Raw genomic sequence first — 15,365 nt, forward strand, 5'->3', positions numbered from 1 at the left:
CTAAAGAATTTTACTTATGGTTTGATACGGTGCAACATACGTGGGAATGGAATAGCTTCACGGATGTGTTTTGTTCCAGCTACGAAAGTAACCATACGTTCAATACCGATACCAAAACCACCGTGTGGTACTGAACCATATTTACGAAGGTCAAGGTAGAATTCGTATTCTGAACGGTCCATTCCGAGTTCATCCATTTTAGCTACAAGGGCATCGTAGTCGTCTTCACGCATTGAACCACCGATGATTTCACCATAACCTTCTGGAGCCAAAAGATCTGCACAAAGAACGCGCTCAGGATTACCAGGAACTGGTTTCATGTAGAAGGCCTTAAAGCTTGCTGGATAATTAACAACGAATGTTGGAACACCAAAATAGTTTGAAATCCAAGTTTCGTGTGGTGAACCGAAGTCATCCCCATGTTCAAGGTGCTCATAATCTGTATCTTCATCATTTTCATGCGCTTGAAGAAGGTCGATAGCTTCATCATAAGACACGCGTTTGAATGGCTCAGCAATGTATTTCTTAAGAAGATCTACATCACGTTCAAGGATTTCAAGAGCTTGTGGCGCACGATCAATAACACCTTGAATAAGAGCCTTAACATAAGCTTCTTGCAAATCAAGTGACTCATCATGTGACAAGAATGAATACTCAGCATCCATCATCCAGAACTCAGTCAAGTGACGGCGTGTTTTAGATTTTTCGGCACGGAAAACAGGACCAAAGTCAAAGACACGACCAAGAGCCATAGCACCAGCTTCAAGGTAAAGCTGACCAGATTGGCTTAGGTAAGCTGGTGTACCAAAGTAATCCGTTTCAAACAATTCTGTTGAATCTTCAGCAGCATTTCCTGACAAAATTGGACTATCAAATTTGATGAAACCATTTTTATCAAAGAATTCGTATGTTGCGTAAATAATGGCATTACGAATTTGTTGGACAGCCATTTGTTTACGTGAACGCAACCAAAGGTGACGATTATCCATCAAGAAGTCAGTTCCGTGTTCTTTTGGTGTGATTGGGTAATCATGTGACTCACCGATGACTTCTACTGCTGTCACATCCAACTCGTAACCAAATTTTGAACGTTCATCTTCTTTAACCACACCAGTCACATAAACTGATGTTTCTTGGCTAAGGCGTTTAACAGTATCAAATTTTTCAGTACCTTCTTCTTCACCGTATTTTTCGATGAAGTTAGGTTTAAAAGCTACAGCTTGGAAGAAGGCAGTTCCGTCACGCAATTGAAGAAAGGCCAATTTCCCTTTACCTGATTTGTTAGCTACCCATGCACCGATAGTGATTTCTTCACCCACGTGTTTAGGCACATCGATAATTGAAACTAATTGTTTAGACATGTAATTACTTCTCTTTTCTTTTAATCTATATTAATTCTATTTTTCCATAAAGGCTTTGATTCGGCGGACTGCTTCTTTCAAAGTATCCAAGTCTGTTGCATAGCTAAGACGAATATTTTCAGGTGCGCCGAATCCTGCACCTGTTACCAAAGCCACTTCAGCCTCTTCAAGAATAGCATTTGTAAAATCATTGACATCTGTATAACCCTTGATTTCCATCGCTTTTTTAACATTAGGGAAGAGGTAAAAGGCACCTTGAGGTTTGATGACTTCAAAACCAGGTACTTCAGCTAGGAGTGGATAAATTGTATTCAAACGTTCTTCAAAGGCCTGACGCATTTCTTCGATAGAAGACTGATCACCAGTTAAGGCTTCAATAGCAGCGTATTGAGAAACTGCTGTAAGATTTGATGTTGTTTGGCTAATAATTTTCGCCATTCCTGAAATAATTTCTGGATCTCCTACAGCAAATCCCACGCGCCAACCTGTCATAGCATAGGTCTTGGAAACACCATTAATCACAATTGTTTGCTTACGAATCGCATCTGAAAGACTAGAAATGGGTGTGAAAGTATTGCCATTATAGACCAAACGGCCATAGATATCATCTGCTAAAATCAAAATATCGTGCTCAACCGCCCAGTCACCGATTGCTTGCAATTCTTCCTTGCTGTAAATCATTCCCGTTGGATTTGATGGAGAATTAAGCAAGACAACCTTAGTTTTTTCAGTTCGAGCAGCTTCAAGCTGTTCAACCGTTGCTTTAAAGTGATTAGCTTCAGTCGTTTGGAAAGTAACCGGAACACCCTCAACCATTTTAACTTGGTCTACGTAAGAAACCCAGCAAGGTGTTGGAATAATGACTTCATCACCAGGATTAATGACCGTAGCAAAGAAAGCATATAAGATAAACTTAGCACCAGTGCCGACAACAACCTCATTTGGTTTCACAGCATAACCATAGAAATTTTCCATGTAAGTGCTGATCGCATCCTTGAGTTCCGGAAGTCCAGAAGCCACGGTATAAAAACTTGCTTTACCATTTTCAATAGAAGTAATGGCCGCATCTTGAATGTTCTTAGGTGTTACAAAATCTGGTTCACCAAGTGTCAAACTCAAAATATCACGTCCTTGAGCTTTAAGAGCTTTAGCACGCGCACTGGCAGCTAAAGTAACACTTTCTTCCATTTGTAATACACGATTTGATAATTTTGTCATTTCATTATAGTCCTTCCACTTTAATAACCTGACCTGAGATAAAATCAACCAGATAATACTGGGTTCCTGACTTCACTTCCCAAATAGGAGTTTTGCCATATTTTCCTAGGTGAACATAGGATATCTCCTTAGCACCATAGGCCTTAGCAGCTTTCTTAGCCACTGACTTACTAATACCATCAGCTTGCTTGTAGATATCAACCTCACCTGAATCATGACTCACGATAACAGCTAGTTTCTCACCTTGACCAGACTTTCCAAGAAGTCCATAATAGGTAGCCTCACCATGGTAGATATCAAATTCAGTAACAGTCCTTATGTCTGCTTTGCTCTCTGCTATGGCAATAACCTTCTTTTCAGCGTCTACGTAAGGCTTAGTCGCTACAATAAGAATAGCAGTCACAGAGGCAATTAAGGTCACAACGATTACAATTATTCCAAAAATGAGCTGTTGCTTTTTTGTCCAAGGTGAACGTTGTTTACGCATAATGCCTCCTAAAAAAGTTTCTGAATTTATTATATCAGAAAATGATAAATCTTTACATAGCAATATAGCTAGTATTGAGCAATTAAGTCTATCTTTTTTATAACTCAGTAAAATTCATAAAGCCTGAGTAATCTTAGAAAAGGTTTGTTTTAAAAAGTTAACTTTCTTTTTCTAAGAAATCCTTAATATCCTCTTTGACTTGCTCAAACTTAGCATACTTAAGCGCCACTTCTTGTGTGACTTCTTTTAGAAATAGTTTTCCATAGCTCTTAACGAGTGGGCGATTATCCATAAGAAGAATAGCTGAACGCTGTTCTGGGCGTCTTTGGGCACGTCCGATAGCTTGTTTGAAACGTAAAACCGTCATTGGAAGACTGTAACTCTCAAAGGTACTCTTTCCTTGCTTAGAAAACCAAGATTCAATCTTTTGATAGAAAGGATCCTTAGGATTGTCAAACGGCAGACGTGCAATAACCTCAATTACCCTATCTTGTTGAGCAAAGTCAACACCTTCCCAGAATGACCCCATACCAAGAAGGAGATTAGTCTCACCTCTATCAAATCGTTTTTTGACATTAAAAGCTGTCCCATTTTTCTCTTGAGTTAGGTGACGAACTTCCCTATGATCCAATAAATCCGAAACAGCCATCATACTCTTTCGAGACGTGAATAGTACTAAAATTGGATATTCCATTTCAGATAGCTTCTGGAGACGCTTTGCAAGAGCAACTTCATACTCCTCCTCAGAAGAAACTCCAATCATAGGCATGCTTTGATCAATCCAAATAGCTTGATTGGGTAAAGTGTTCATTGGAAGGCTAACCTTGCGTACCTGTTTTAAGCCTAACAAATCAGCCACATCAACATCAGGGCCTACATCAATAGTTGCTGAAACAATTATCACTTTTTGAGCACTTGGTAGATAGGCTGAAAGTTCTAAGAGTTCTTGACGTGACGCCTTTAAATAAGTCACACGATGTTCCTGATAATAGTCTGTTTCAAGCCAAAAATGGCTGTAAAGGGGTGTCTTCAGTGGAGACAACATCTCCATCAAATCACTTTCACCTTCCAGTTCAGAAATGGTTTGTAGCAAACAATCTAATTGCTGGCGATTATACTGCTTCTGAGGAAATTGTTGGTGTTCTTGGATTAGATGGCTAACTTCAAACTGCAAATTTTCGAGCAAGCGTTGTTGAAGTAAGTTTTGATTACCACTATCAAGAATACGATGGATATGTTGCAAAAGGACTGTAAGATTGACTTGATGACGTGAAAATTGTTCCAAAGCCAAGACCATCTTTTGTCCCTCATCAATCACAAGGGTTTTTCCTCGAACAAAATCATGATCATCTTCCATACGCGTCAAAAGATAAGCATGATTGGTCACAACTACCCTAGCTTCTTGGGCTTTTTGGTAGGACTGTAGCCAAAAATCATATTCAGCAAAAAGACTATCCACCTTTAACTTACCATCGTGCTTAATCTCATCAAAATAGGCCATATAGCGCTGTTTTTGTCTGATTTCATCAAGATCTCCTGTCTTCGTTTCAGTCAACCAAACTAAGAGTTGCATTTTGTAACGATTAATCAAACGGTTACTATCCTGACGAAGTAAAGTTTGGTAGAAGGCATCCAACTTGATATAATTCTGAGGTCCTTTGAGACTATGAAAGTTAATATTAAAGACATCCGATAATGCTTTAGCTTCCTGATTCATAATCTGATTTTGAAGAAGCTTGGTTGGAACAGCCACCACCACTTTGTCTACATCAGATTGTGCTAACAAGGGAAGCAAATAGCCATAGGTTTTCCCAATTCCAGTCTGAGCCTGAATCATGGAAATAGCAGTATTATCAAGCTCCTTCCTTACTGCCTCAGCAAACTCTCTTTGTTTAGGTCTTGATTCCAAATCTAAGAGAGCAATATTGGTAGCAAAATCTTGAGACAGTTTTCGTTCCGTCTTATAAGCCACAGGTCTACGAAGAACAATTCCAGATTCTTCAAGCATGACATATTCCTTTGAAAGACCTAAATTTTGACCTCTTATAGCGTCACGAATAACCAACTCAGTCTCAAAAAGTAGATTATCTGAAAAAGTCAAAAGCATCTCAATGGTCTGTCTAGGTAAGCTGGCAATCTTATCCATCAAATGAAACAAAAGCTGTCCGGTCGCTCTCGCATCTTCAATAGCGGTATGGGCTTGAGCTAAGTCAAGATTAAGAACCTTGGATAAATGAGATAACTTATATTGTTCGAACGTTGGATAAAAGACCTGAGCCAATTCGACTGTATCAACACGAGGCGTCCTTAATTCGAAACCTTCCATAAAAAGTGCCTCTGCAAGCAAATTGGCATCAAATTTAACATTATGGGCAACAAAAATACAGTCCTCAATCAGTTCAAAAATGGTTCTGGCAATTTCTGAAAAATCTGGTGCTTGGGCCAACTGCTGATCGGTAATTCCTGTTAAATGAATAATGTGCTCATCGAGTTCTTGGTGTGGGTTAACATCACTCGCAAATTCGTCAACCACCTGACCATTTTGCATGATAACAATTCCCACCTGTATAATACTAGCCGTTGACGAAGCGGAGGTTGCTTCCAAATCAACAATGGCATATTTATTCGTGTTTTTTTCACTCATAGTGACCTTATTATAGCATATACAAAGCACCAAAAAAAGACAAAGCCATCATTCTGATATTGGAAAAAGCCTGAAATTCGTGCTACACTAGAACTATGAAAATAAGACGAATTTTAAATCCTGTTGCTCAGGAAAACACCTATATTTTAGAAAACGATACAGCCTGTCTAGTCATTGATCCAGGAAGTGATACTTCTGCTATCTTAGCTGAACTTAAAGCAATCGACAAACCAGTTGCTGCTATCCTTTTGACACATACACATTACGACCACATTATGAGCGTTGAGGCAGTCCGTCAGGCATATAATCATCCTCCTGTCTATGTTGCTGAAGCTGAAAAAGACTGGTTGATGAGTCCTATTGATAATTTATCTGGACTCCCACGTCACGACGATATGGAAGACGTTATTGTCAATCCTGCAGAACACTACTTCGATTTTACTGAAGATTATAACATCAACAACTTTCAGTTTAAAGTTGTTCCAACTCCAGGACACTCTATTGGAGGTGTTTCTTTTATCTTTGATAGAGAAGAAACTGTATTTTCTGGTGATGCCCTCTTTAAAGAAACAATTGGACGCTGGGACCTTCCATCAGGTAACCACGAACAATTACTCACTAGTATTCAAGAGCAACTTTTTACACTTCCTAACCACTACAAAGTTTTCCCAGGACATGGATGGGATACCACTATTGGTCACGAGAAGGTCTTTAACCCACATTTTTCATAAAAACAAAAGCTTGTCATACCTACTTTAGTAAGTATTGACAAGCTTTTTTACTCGATTAAAAAAGAAGGCCGATAGGCCTTCTTATCCGAGACACTGTAGAGTGCCTATTTAGATTTGATATAGTTAACACCATCTGCCTTAGGTGCAACGGCTTTACCGAAGAAAGCAGCCAAGACAATAATTGTCAAGATATATGGTGCAATTTGCAAATACACATTTGGTACATGTGAAATGAGTGGAAGCTGTTTTCCAATGATTGCCAATGATTGTGACAATCCAAAGAACAAACTTGAGAGCATAGCTCCAATTGGACTCCAACGACCAAAAATCATAGCAGCCAAGGCGATGAAACCAGGACCTGCAATTGTTGTAACGGCAAAGTTGTTTGAGATAGATTGTGCATAAACCGCACCACCAACACCACCAAGGAAGCCCGAAATCATAACGCCATAGTAACGCATACGATAGACGTTAATCCCAAGTGTATCTGCTGCCTGTGGGTGTTCACCAACTGAGCGAAGTCGCAAACCAAAGCGGGTCTTAAAGATGAGCCACCATGATGCTACTGAAACCAAGATAGCAACATATGCTACCAAAGAAACATTAGTGAAGAAAACTTTACCCAAGAAAGGGACATGATCTAAGATTGGGAAGGACACAGTCTTAAAGTTATAACTGATAGCAGGTGTTTGACCAGCACCATAGATAACACGTGTCAAGAACACTGCCAAAGATGGTGCGATAAGGTTCAACACTGTACCAGAGACAACATGGTCAGCTCGGAAGTTAATTGTCGCAACAGCATGGAGCAATGAGTAGAGAACACCAACCAGACCTGCTACAATCGCAGCAATCCAAGGTGTCGCATCTCCAAAACTTTCTGCAAAAGTCAAGTTAAAGAGGACACCTGCGAAAGCACCAATTACCATAATTCCTTCAAGGCCGACATTTACGATACCGCCTCGTTCAGAGAAAGTTCCACCGATACTTGTAAAAATCAATGGTGCTGAATACTTCAACATAGAGGCAACAATCAAGGCTATAATTGTAATAAAGTCCATATTAGTTTTGTCCTCCTTTAGCTTTCACTGATTTATGACGAGGGCGAACCCAATATCTAATGATGTAATTAGCACCAACAAAGAAGATAATCAAGGCTGAAACAACATCGATAATTTCAGGTGGAACACCAATCATACCACTCTTACCAATAGACAAAACACCATAAAGAAGGGCGGCAAATGGGATACCGATAGGTGAGTTAGACGCTAAAAGCGCAACCGCCATACCGTTCCAACCGATAGCCAATGAAGCGTTTTGAACGAAGACATTTTGGAATGTACCAAGTCCTTCTACTGTTCCTCCAAGACCACATAGAGCACCTGAGATAATCATTGACATGATAATAACACGTTTAGATGACATCCCTGCATACTCTGAAGCATGAGGATTAAGACCTACAGATGTAATTTCAAAACCAGTTGTTGTTTTCTTAAGCAAGAACCAAACTAAGAAGGCAGCCGCAAGAGCCAGGAAGAAACCAATATTGAAACGCGAACCACCAGTTATTTGAGATAAGTACTCTGTTTGATAACTAGCTGAGGCTACAACCTTGTTAGAAGCTTCTGAAGAACGCAACATATCAGCTGTAAATCCAAAGCGAATAATATTGTTTGCTACATACAAAATGATGTAGTTCATCATGATGGTAACAATGACCTCACTAGTTCCCAAGTAAGCACGGAGAATACCTGGAATAGCCCCAGCGATACCACCTGCAACCAGACCGATAATGACTGTACAGATAACTGAAATCACCTTTGGTAAGTCAGGGAATGACAAAGCAAACCATACGGCAGAAACCCATCCTGCCAAGGCCTGTCCTGGCAAACCAACGTTAAAGAAACCTGCCTTAGATGCAACAGAGAATCCTAGTGCAATCAGAATCAGCGGACTCATGGCACGAAGAATTTCACCAATATTTTTCAAAGAGCCGAAGGCCGTTGTGAAAAGATCATAGTAAGCCCAGAATGGATCGTAACCGAAAATCAACATCAAAACGGCTCCAATCAGCATTCCCAAGAGGACAGCAATTAAAGGAACTGCCCAATTTTGTACTTTTTTAGACATTTGCTTCCTCCTTATTCAATTGCCCCCCAGCCATAAGAATACCAAGATCTTGCTTATTCGTTTCAGCAGGATCTAGAATTCCCTGAATTGCACCATCATAGATAACCGCAATTCTGTCTGACATATCAAGAATTTCATCCAATTCAAAGCTGACAACAATCACAGCCTTACCTTTATCACGTTCTGCGATAATACGTTTACGGATGTACTCAATGGCACCAACGTCAAGACCTCGAGTTGGTTGACTTACAATAAGAAGTTCTGGGTCACGATCAATCTCACGAGCGATAACAGCTTTTTGTTGGTTACCACCTGACAATTCACCACCAGCAATTAACTCTCCTGCACCACGAACATCAAATTCTTTCATCAATTCACGCGCTTTAGCATTGATGACATTATAGTTCAAGATACCATTCTTAGAATTTGGTTCTTTGTAGTAGGTTTGAAGAGCGATATTTTCAGCAACTGTCATTTCAAGGACCATACCATCACGGTGACGATCTTCAGGAATATGACCAACACTCATTTCAGTAATCTGACGAGTTGTCTTATGAATAATCGATTCACCCTTGATGGTAATATCACCTGACTTAACTTTACGAAGTCCTGTAATCGCTTGGACAAGTTCTGTCTGACCATTGCCATCGATACCGGCAATACCGATAATCTCACCAGCACGAACATCTAATGATAGATTTTTAACAGCAGGAATTCCTCGGTTCTCGTTAACCACCAAATCTTTAATAGAAAGAACAACTTCTTTTGGATTTGAAGGAATTTTCTCTGTCTTGAAGGAAACCTGATGGCCAACCATCATTTCGGCCAAGTCAGCATTTGTTGACCCTTCAATCGTTACCGTATCAATTGATTTACCACGTCTAATGACAGTGACACGGTCAGAAACTGCTCGAATTTCATCCAACTTATGGGTAATCAGAATAATTGACTTGCCTTCCTTAACCAAGGTCTTCATAATGTTTAGAAGTTCAGTAATTTCAGACGGAGTCAATACCGCGGTCGGCTCATCGAAGATCAAAATATCAGCCCCACGATACAAAGTCTTAAGGATTTCAACACGCTGTTGAGCACCAACAGAGATATCTGCTACTTTGGCAGTTGGATCTACCGCAAGACCGTATTTTACAGAGAGTTCAGTAATTTCCTTGATAGCCTTCTTCATATCAAGAACACCACCAGCTTTAGTTACCTCACTACCAAGGATGATATTTTCAGCAACTGTAAAAGCTTCAACCAACATAAAGTGTTGGTGAACCATCCCAATCCCCAGTTTCGTTGCTTTAGATGGTGAATCAATCGTCACCTCTTGTCCTTTAACCTTAATGGTACCGCTCGTAGGTTGCAAAAGACCTGAAAGCATATTCATTAAAGTTGACTTACCTGCACCATTTTCACCGAGGAGGGCATGGATCTCTCCTTGTCTCACATCAAGATTGATATGGTCATTTGCCACGAATTCACCAAATTTTTTGGTAATATTGTGCATCTCAATGACATTTGACTTCGTCATACAATCTCCTTTCAAGAATAATTTTTATTTCAGCAAAGGGGGGCATTAACTGCTTCCCTTTGCTGAGACAAAAATTTGTCTCAGTCTAAGTTCTATAAAGACTTATACTTAACTATTATTTGCTAAGACCATCAGTTGGTTTCAATTCACCATTCTTGATTTGTTCTTTAGCTTTTTCTACTGCATCCTTGATATCTGAAGGAAGATTAGACGTTACAATGTCAACACCACCGTCTTTGATACCGTAAGTCTTAGTTTTACCACCTTCGAATTTATCGCCTTTGACTTGTCCGTTAGCAATATCTTTAACAACTGTACCAACTTGTTTGATTGTTGAAGTCAAAACAAAGTTAGATTTTTTCTTGTCTGAAGATGTATAATTACCTTCTGCTGTTTGGTCACGGTCAACACCGATTACCCATACTTTCTTATCACTGTCAGCATCAAGTTTTTCGTTAACTTCTTTAGCAGCTGTGAAGACACCAGTACCAGTACCACCAGCAGCTTGGTAGATTACGTCAACGCCTGAAGCATACATTGTTGAAGCGATTGTTGTCCCTTTAGCTGCATCAGAGAATGATTCAGCATATTGAACTTGTACATCGATGTCAGGTTTTACTGACTTAGCACCAGCTGTGAAACCAGCTTCAAAACGTGTAATTGTGTCTGATGTTTGACCACCGATGAAACCAACTTTATTTGTTTTTGATTGCATAGCTGCTGCGATACCTGCAAGGTAAGCACCTTCATTATCGGCAAACAAAACGCTTTCAACGTTCTTTTGGTCTTTAATAACATCGTCAATAATTACATAGTTCACATCTTCGTGTTCTTTAGCTGCGTCTGCTACTGCATCATGAAGAGCAAAACCAACACCAAAGATGAGATTGTAGCCTTGACTTTGTGCTGAAGACAAGTTTGTTGCAAAGTCAGACTCTGAACCAGATTGGAAGTAATTGTAGCCAGAATCTTTTTCAAGTTTGTTAGCTTTACCCCAAGCTTGAAGACCTTCCCATGCTGATTGGTTAAATGATTTATCATCAACACCACCAGTATCTGTAACGATAGCAGCTTTAACTTTTGAATCAGCTGATGATCCGCCGCGTCCGCCACGTGCACATGCTGCAAGACCAAGTGCTGCTACAGCAACAAGACCAAGCCCGATAATTTTCTTGTTCAATTTCATCTTGAACACTCCTCCTATAACTTGCAAGAAAACTTGCTTAATAAAGAATAAAACAACTAGACTATTGTAAGTCCGTAAAAGAGTATGGTAACAACTCTCCGACTGTCATCTCGACTGTCGAGTTATCTTCAGCGATAAGAATCACTTTAGAATCAGATTTTAAAAATTCAACCATTACTTGGCGACAAGCACCACATGGTGAGATGGGATCTTTGGTATCTCCGTAGACTGCAAGACATTCAAAATCTCTATACCCTTCGGATACCGCCTTAAAAATGGCTGTCCTCTCTGCACAATTGGTCAATCCGAATGAGGCATTCTCAATGTTACAGCCTTGAAAAATTTGCCCATCCTTTGTAAGCAATGCTGCTCCAACTCTAAAACGAGAATAGGGAACATAGGCATTTTCAGCTGCTTCTTGTGCTGCTTTTATTACTTGCTCTTTTTTAGTAGCTATCATGGCTTTCTTGACCTTTCATAATGGCAACTCCTGACGAAGTACCAATACGGGTAGCACCAGCTTTGATAAAGGCTTGAGCCGCCTCAAGTGTGCGTGCTCCACCAGATGCCTTGACTCCCATAGTAGGACCAACAGCCTCTCGCATAAGTTCAATATCTTCAATTGTTGCGCCACCAGTAGAAAAACCCGTAGAGGTCTTCACAAAATCTGCACCTGCCAGTTTTGCTAATTGGCAAGCTTCGACCTTTTCTTCATCGGTCAGAAGACAAGTTTCAATAATAACCTTTACAAGTTTTCTTCCACTAGCTTCAACAACAGCTTTAATGTCGTCTTCGACTAATTTAAGATTTCTAGATTTAAGAGCACCGATATTGATTACCATATCAACTTCATCTGCACCATTAGCAATAGCATCCTTGGTTTCAAAAGCCTTAACTGCAGAGGTCGTTGCTCCCAAAGGAAAACCAATAACTGTACAAACTTTAACAGAACTATCTTTAAGCAATTCAGCTGCCGTTTTAACCCAAGTTGGATTAACACAGACACTGGCAAACTCATACTTCTTAGCCTCATCAATTAGGGAAAGAATCTGTTCTTTGTTAGCATCAGCTTTTAGTAAGGTATGGTCAATATAGCTATTAACAGACATAAACAAACTCCTTGATTAGTATAAAATTAAGGCTTAGCGAATTATCTTTAATATTTCTGTCGTTTCTTTACATTCACTATCAATAATAACATTTTTTTCAAATTCAGTCAGCATTTTTTCAGATAAAATTTCTTGACTATAGACCTTGGCAATAAGGTCTCCTTGAGCTACTGCATCGCCAACTTTCTTTTCAAATACAATTCCCGTTTCATAATTAAGACTATCTGACTTAGTAGCTCGACCTGCTCCCAATTGCATGGCAAATTTCCCAAACGCCATAGCAGGCAACTCTATAATGTAACCCGTTTTATGGGCATAAATATCTGTAATGACAGGAGCACTGCTATGACGATAAAGATCAGTCAAATCACCACCCTGAGTTTGAATGAGTTCTTCAAACTTAGCAAGGGCTTTTCCACCCACTAAGTGCTGACGAATCTCTGCCTGACTAGCTTTAACTTGAGCTAAATCTAATAGAATCTCAGCTAACTCACAGATAAAGTCAGTGATGTCTTCACGTCCCTTACCTTGCATAATTTCAATAGCCTCAGTGACTTCCAAGCGGTTACCAATAGCTTTACCTAGTGGCTGGCTCATATCTGTAATAACTGCAATTGTTTCACGATTAACCTCATGTCCTAATGCAACCATGGTCTCTGATAATTTTTCAGCATCAGACATGTTTTTCATGAAAGCACCTTGACCAACAGTAACATCCAGTAAAATCTTATCAGCACCTGCTGCAATTTTTTTGGACATAACAGAGCTTGCGATTAGAGGAATGGAATTTACTGTTGCAGTGACATCACGCAAGGCATAAAGAAGTTTATCAGCCTTAACTAAATGCTCAGACTGACCAATGAGGGAAATTCCAATGTCTTTAACTTGCTGAATGAACTCTGCCTTACTACGCTCAACCTGATAGCCTTTGATAGACTCTAATTTGTCAATCGTTCCACCTGTATGTCCAAGACCACGACCACTCATCTTAGCTACTGGAACACCAAAGCTAGCTACAAGTGGCATAAGGATGATGGTTACCTTATCACCAACACCACCGGTCGAATGTTTATCTACCTTAACACCTGGAATTTCTGACAAATCATATTGTTCGCCTGAAGCAACCATATCAGTGGTCAAATCATGGATTTCACGAATAGACATACCTTGATAATAAATTGCCATCGCCAGTGCAGCTATCTGATAGTCTGGAATTTTCCCAGACACATAGCCATTAATGAGATATGAAATTTCTTCTGTGCTTAACTCGCCACCATCTCTTTTCTTTTCAATTAAATCAACTGTTCTCATATTTTCTCACTTCTAAGGATATAGTATCCTTTATCCTTTTTAACGACTTCAGCATTACCAAACACATCCTCCATCTTAGCCTTAGCTGACGGAGCTCCTTGTTTTTTCTGAATAACAATAGTTAGGTTACCACCTTGATTGAGATAACCATATGCCTCCTCAATAACTTGATGAACCACCTTCTTCCCAGCACGGATAGGTGGATTAGAAATAATATAGTCAAAACTTCCAGTAACATTTTCATAGATATTTGATTGGAAAATAGTAGCTTCAACCTTATTTCGTTCAGCATTTTGTTTCGCTAAATCAATTGCCCTACTATTGATGTCAATCATTGTGACTTTGACTCCTTGTACCTTGGCCAAACTAATACCAAGAGGACCGTAGCCACAGCCCACATCTAATAGTGTGTTTCCAGCTTCCAAATCTAAAGCACTCAAAAGCACTTGACTTCCATAATCAATCATTTTTTTAGAAAAAACCCCAGCATCCGTATAAAACTGAAAACTTTCTCCTAACAAATTTACCTTTAAATCATGAATATCGTGAGCCGCATCTGGCGTCTCAGCATAATACATTTTTGACATTATTTTTTTCCTTCTAGATAGTCCTTTCTCTTTATCGTATCATAAATACCAAAGTAAGGCTAGCGATATGACAAGGCTTACATTCAGGCTTTTTTTCTGCTATAATGTTAGCTATGTTAAATGAATTTATCAATTTCGAAACGATATCACGTAAGGAGTGGCAACGCCTTCATAAAGAAGGTAATGCCCCATTAACTGCGGAAGAACTGGATTCCATTCGTAGCCTTAATGATAAGATTGATGTGCAAGAAGTTAGTGATATTTATCTTCCCCTTATCAATCTCATTCGTATCTATCAGAAAACGGCCAATGATTTAACCTTTTCTAAGAGTATCTTTTTACAAAAATCACAGACTAATCGTCCATTTATTATTGGGGTATCTGGTTCAGTTGCTGTTGGCAAATCCACTACCAGTCGTTTGCTTCAACTCTTGTTACAACGTACCTTCCCCCAATCTAAGGTTGAACTTGTAACAACCGATGGCTTTCTCTATCCTAACCAAGTCTTGAAAGAAAAAGACATCCTTAACCGTAAGGGTTTCCCTGAATCCTACGATATGCCGCTTCTTCTCAATTTTTTAGATACTATAAAAAATGGTGGTGATGTCAATATTCCTGTTTACTCCCATGAAATTTATGATATTGTACCAGGTCTTACACAAGAAATCAGACAGCCCAATTTTTTGATTGTCGAAGGGATTAATGTTTTCCAGAATCCCATTAACCAACGACTCTACATGAGTGACTATTTCGATTTTTCTCTTTACATTGATGCTGAAGTTAATAATATCGAATCATGGTATCTCGAACGTTTTCAAACCCTTCTTGAGCTCGCCAAGAAAGATGAAAACAACTATTACCATCGTTTCACTAAATTTAGTAAAGATGAAGCCTTATCTTTAGCACAAAAAACTTGGCGTGATATCAATTTGGTTAACCTGGAAAATTATATCGAACCTACACGAAGCCGAGCCGAACTGATTCTTCATAAGGGAGACAATCATAAAATCGACTTCATCCACTTAAAAAAATAGAAAAAGCTTGCCAAGGGGTCTAAAATAACGTATAAT

Annotated in this window: 14 protein-coding genes; 2 read left to right on the forward strand and 12 right to left on the reverse strand. The window is 39.4% G+C overall.

Features of this window, described 5'->3' with window-relative positions:
* Positions 1-14 precede the first annotated feature (14 nt).
* The 4 genes from asnS to HMPREF2867_RS10555 all read right to left on the reverse strand — a co-directional run bounded on the left by asnS (position 15) and on the right by HMPREF2867_RS10555 (position 5,710).
* Entirely contained in the window at positions 15-1,361 is a 1,347-nt protein-coding gene (gene asnS, locus HMPREF2867_RS10540; protein WP_002891115.1) for an asparagine--tRNA ligase, read from the reverse strand.
* 36 nt (positions 1,362-1,397) lie between these two features.
* Entirely contained in the window at positions 1,398-2,579 is a 1,182-nt protein-coding gene (locus HMPREF2867_RS10545) for a pyridoxal phosphate-dependent aminotransferase (protein ID WP_070577354.1), read from the reverse strand.
* Positions 2,580-2,583: 4 nt separating this feature from the next.
* On the reverse strand, positions 2,584-3,066 hold the full coding sequence (locus HMPREF2867_RS10550) for a cell wall elongation regulator TseB-like domain-containing protein (RefSeq protein ID WP_070577355.1): 483 nt from the start codon (positions 3,064-3,066) through the stop codon (positions 2,584-2,586).
* Between the two features lie 157 nt (positions 3,067-3,223).
* Positions 3,224-5,710, reverse strand: coding sequence for a bifunctional DnaQ family exonuclease/ATP-dependent helicase (locus HMPREF2867_RS10555; RefSeq protein ID WP_070577356.1), 2,487 nt, complete (start codon positions 5,708-5,710; stop codon positions 3,224-3,226).
* A gap of 95 nt (positions 5,711-5,805) precedes the next feature.
* Between HMPREF2867_RS10555 and HMPREF2867_RS10560 the strand changes: the two genes are divergently transcribed.
* Positions 5,806-6,441: an MBL fold metallo-hydrolase gene (locus HMPREF2867_RS10560; RefSeq protein ID WP_070577357.1), complete on the forward strand. Its 636-nt coding sequence runs from the start codon at positions 5,806-5,808 to the stop codon at positions 6,439-6,441.
* A gap of 104 nt (positions 6,442-6,545) precedes the next feature.
* On the opposite strand, the gene HMPREF2867_RS10565 is transcribed toward HMPREF2867_RS10560, so the two are convergent.
* From HMPREF2867_RS10565 to HMPREF2867_RS10600, 8 genes are all read right to left on the reverse strand, one after another.
* Positions 6,546-7,502, reverse strand: a complete 957-nt coding sequence (locus tag HMPREF2867_RS10565) for an ABC transporter permease (protein WP_070577358.1) — start codon at positions 7,500-7,502, stop codon at positions 6,546-6,548.
* A gap of 1 nt (position 7,503) precedes the next feature.
* Positions 7,504-8,571 carry an ABC transporter permease gene (locus tag HMPREF2867_RS10570; protein WP_004184109.1) on the reverse strand — a complete coding sequence of 356 codons (1,068 nt, stop codon included), beginning with the start codon at positions 8,569-8,571 and terminating at the stop codon, positions 7,504-7,506.
* Positions 8,564-10,102: an ABC transporter ATP-binding protein gene (locus HMPREF2867_RS10575; protein WP_070577359.1), complete on the reverse strand. Its 1,539-nt coding sequence runs from the start codon at positions 10,100-10,102 to the stop codon at positions 8,564-8,566. Before HMPREF2867_RS10575 ends, HMPREF2867_RS10570 begins: the two co-directional genes overlap by 8 nt.
* Positions 10,103-10,217: 115 nt before the next feature.
* Positions 10,218-11,282, reverse strand: coding sequence for a BMP family lipoprotein (locus HMPREF2867_RS10580; protein WP_277752511.1), 1,065 nt, complete (start codon positions 11,280-11,282; stop codon positions 10,218-10,220).
* 67 nt (positions 11,283-11,349) lie between these two features.
* On the reverse strand, positions 11,350-11,748 hold the full coding sequence (locus HMPREF2867_RS10585) for a cytidine deaminase (RefSeq protein WP_002891126.1): 399 nt from the start codon (positions 11,746-11,748) through the stop codon (positions 11,350-11,352).
* Entirely contained in the window at positions 11,735-12,397 is a 663-nt protein-coding gene (gene deoC, locus HMPREF2867_RS10590) for a deoxyribose-phosphate aldolase (RefSeq protein WP_070577361.1), read from the reverse strand. Before deoC ends, HMPREF2867_RS10585 begins: the two co-directional genes overlap by 14 nt.
* 33 nt (positions 12,398-12,430) lie before the next feature.
* A complete protein-coding gene (locus HMPREF2867_RS10595) occupies positions 12,431-13,708 on the reverse strand; it encodes a pyrimidine-nucleoside phosphorylase (RefSeq protein WP_070577362.1) in 1,278 nt (425 codons plus the stop codon).
* On the reverse strand, positions 13,705-14,295 hold the full coding sequence (locus HMPREF2867_RS10600; RefSeq protein ID WP_070577363.1) for a class I SAM-dependent methyltransferase: 591 nt from the start codon (positions 14,293-14,295) through the stop codon (positions 13,705-13,707). Before HMPREF2867_RS10600 ends, HMPREF2867_RS10595 begins: the two co-directional genes overlap by 4 nt.
* Positions 14,296-14,408: 113 nt before the next feature.
* Between HMPREF2867_RS10600 and coaA the strand changes: the two genes are divergently transcribed.
* Complete coding sequence (gene coaA / locus HMPREF2867_RS10605; protein WP_037597889.1) at positions 14,409-15,329, forward strand: type I pantothenate kinase; 921 nt, start codon at positions 14,409-14,411, stop codon at positions 15,327-15,329.
* Positions 15,330-15,365 lie beyond the last annotated feature (36 nt).

Origin of the sequence: Streptococcus sp. HMSC064H09 (assembly GCF_001812625.1) — a bacterium.
Classification (GTDB): Bacteria; Bacillota; Bacilli; order Lactobacillales; family Streptococcaceae; genus Streptococcus.

Bases quoted from the DNA above. Each gene is read 5' to 3' on its own strand.
- HMPREF2867_RS10560 (WP_070577357.1), top strand. From the start codon at position 5,806: ATGAAAATAAGACGAATTTTAAATCCTGTTGCTCAGGAAAACACCTAT.
- HMPREF2867_RS10570 (WP_004184109.1), bottom strand. From the start codon at position 8,571: ATGTCTAAAAAAGTACAAAATTGGGCAGTTCCTTTAATTGCTGTCCTC.
- HMPREF2867_RS10555 (WP_070577356.1), bottom strand. From the start codon at position 5,710: ATGAGTGAAAAAAACACGAATAAATATGCCATTGTTGATTTGGAAGCA.
- HMPREF2867_RS10575 (WP_070577359.1), bottom strand. From the start codon at position 10,102: ATGACGAAGTCAAATGTCATTGAGATGCACAATATTACCAAAAAATTT.
- HMPREF2867_RS10550 (WP_070577355.1), bottom strand. From the start codon at position 3,066: ATGCGTAAACAACGTTCACCTTGGACAAAAAAGCAACAGCTCATTTTT.
- coaA (WP_037597889.1), top strand. From the start codon at position 14,409: ATGTTAAATGAATTTATCAATTTCGAAACGATATCACGTAAGGAGTGG.
- HMPREF2867_RS10595 (WP_070577362.1), bottom strand. From the start codon at position 13,708: ATGAGAACAGTTGATTTAATTGAAAAGAAAAGAGATGGTGGCGAGTTA.
- HMPREF2867_RS10565 (WP_070577358.1), bottom strand. From the start codon at position 7,502: ATGGACTTTATTACAATTATAGCCTTGATTGTTGCCTCTATGTTGAAG.
- HMPREF2867_RS10600 (WP_070577363.1), bottom strand. From the start codon at position 14,295: ATGTCAAAAATGTATTATGCTGAGACGCCAGATGCGGCTCACGATATT.
- deoC (WP_070577361.1), bottom strand. From the start codon at position 12,397: ATGTCTGTTAATAGCTATATTGACCATACCTTACTAAAAGCTGATGCT.
- asnS (WP_002891115.1), bottom strand. From the start codon at position 1,361: ATGTCTAAACAATTAGTTTCAATTATCGATGTGCCTAAACACGTGGGT.
- HMPREF2867_RS10585 (WP_002891126.1), bottom strand. From the start codon at position 11,748: ATGATAGCTACTAAAAAAGAGCAAGTAATAAAAGCAGCACAAGAAGCA.
- HMPREF2867_RS10545 (WP_070577354.1), bottom strand. From the start codon at position 2,579: ATGACAAAATTATCAAATCGTGTATTACAAATGGAAGAAAGTGTTACT.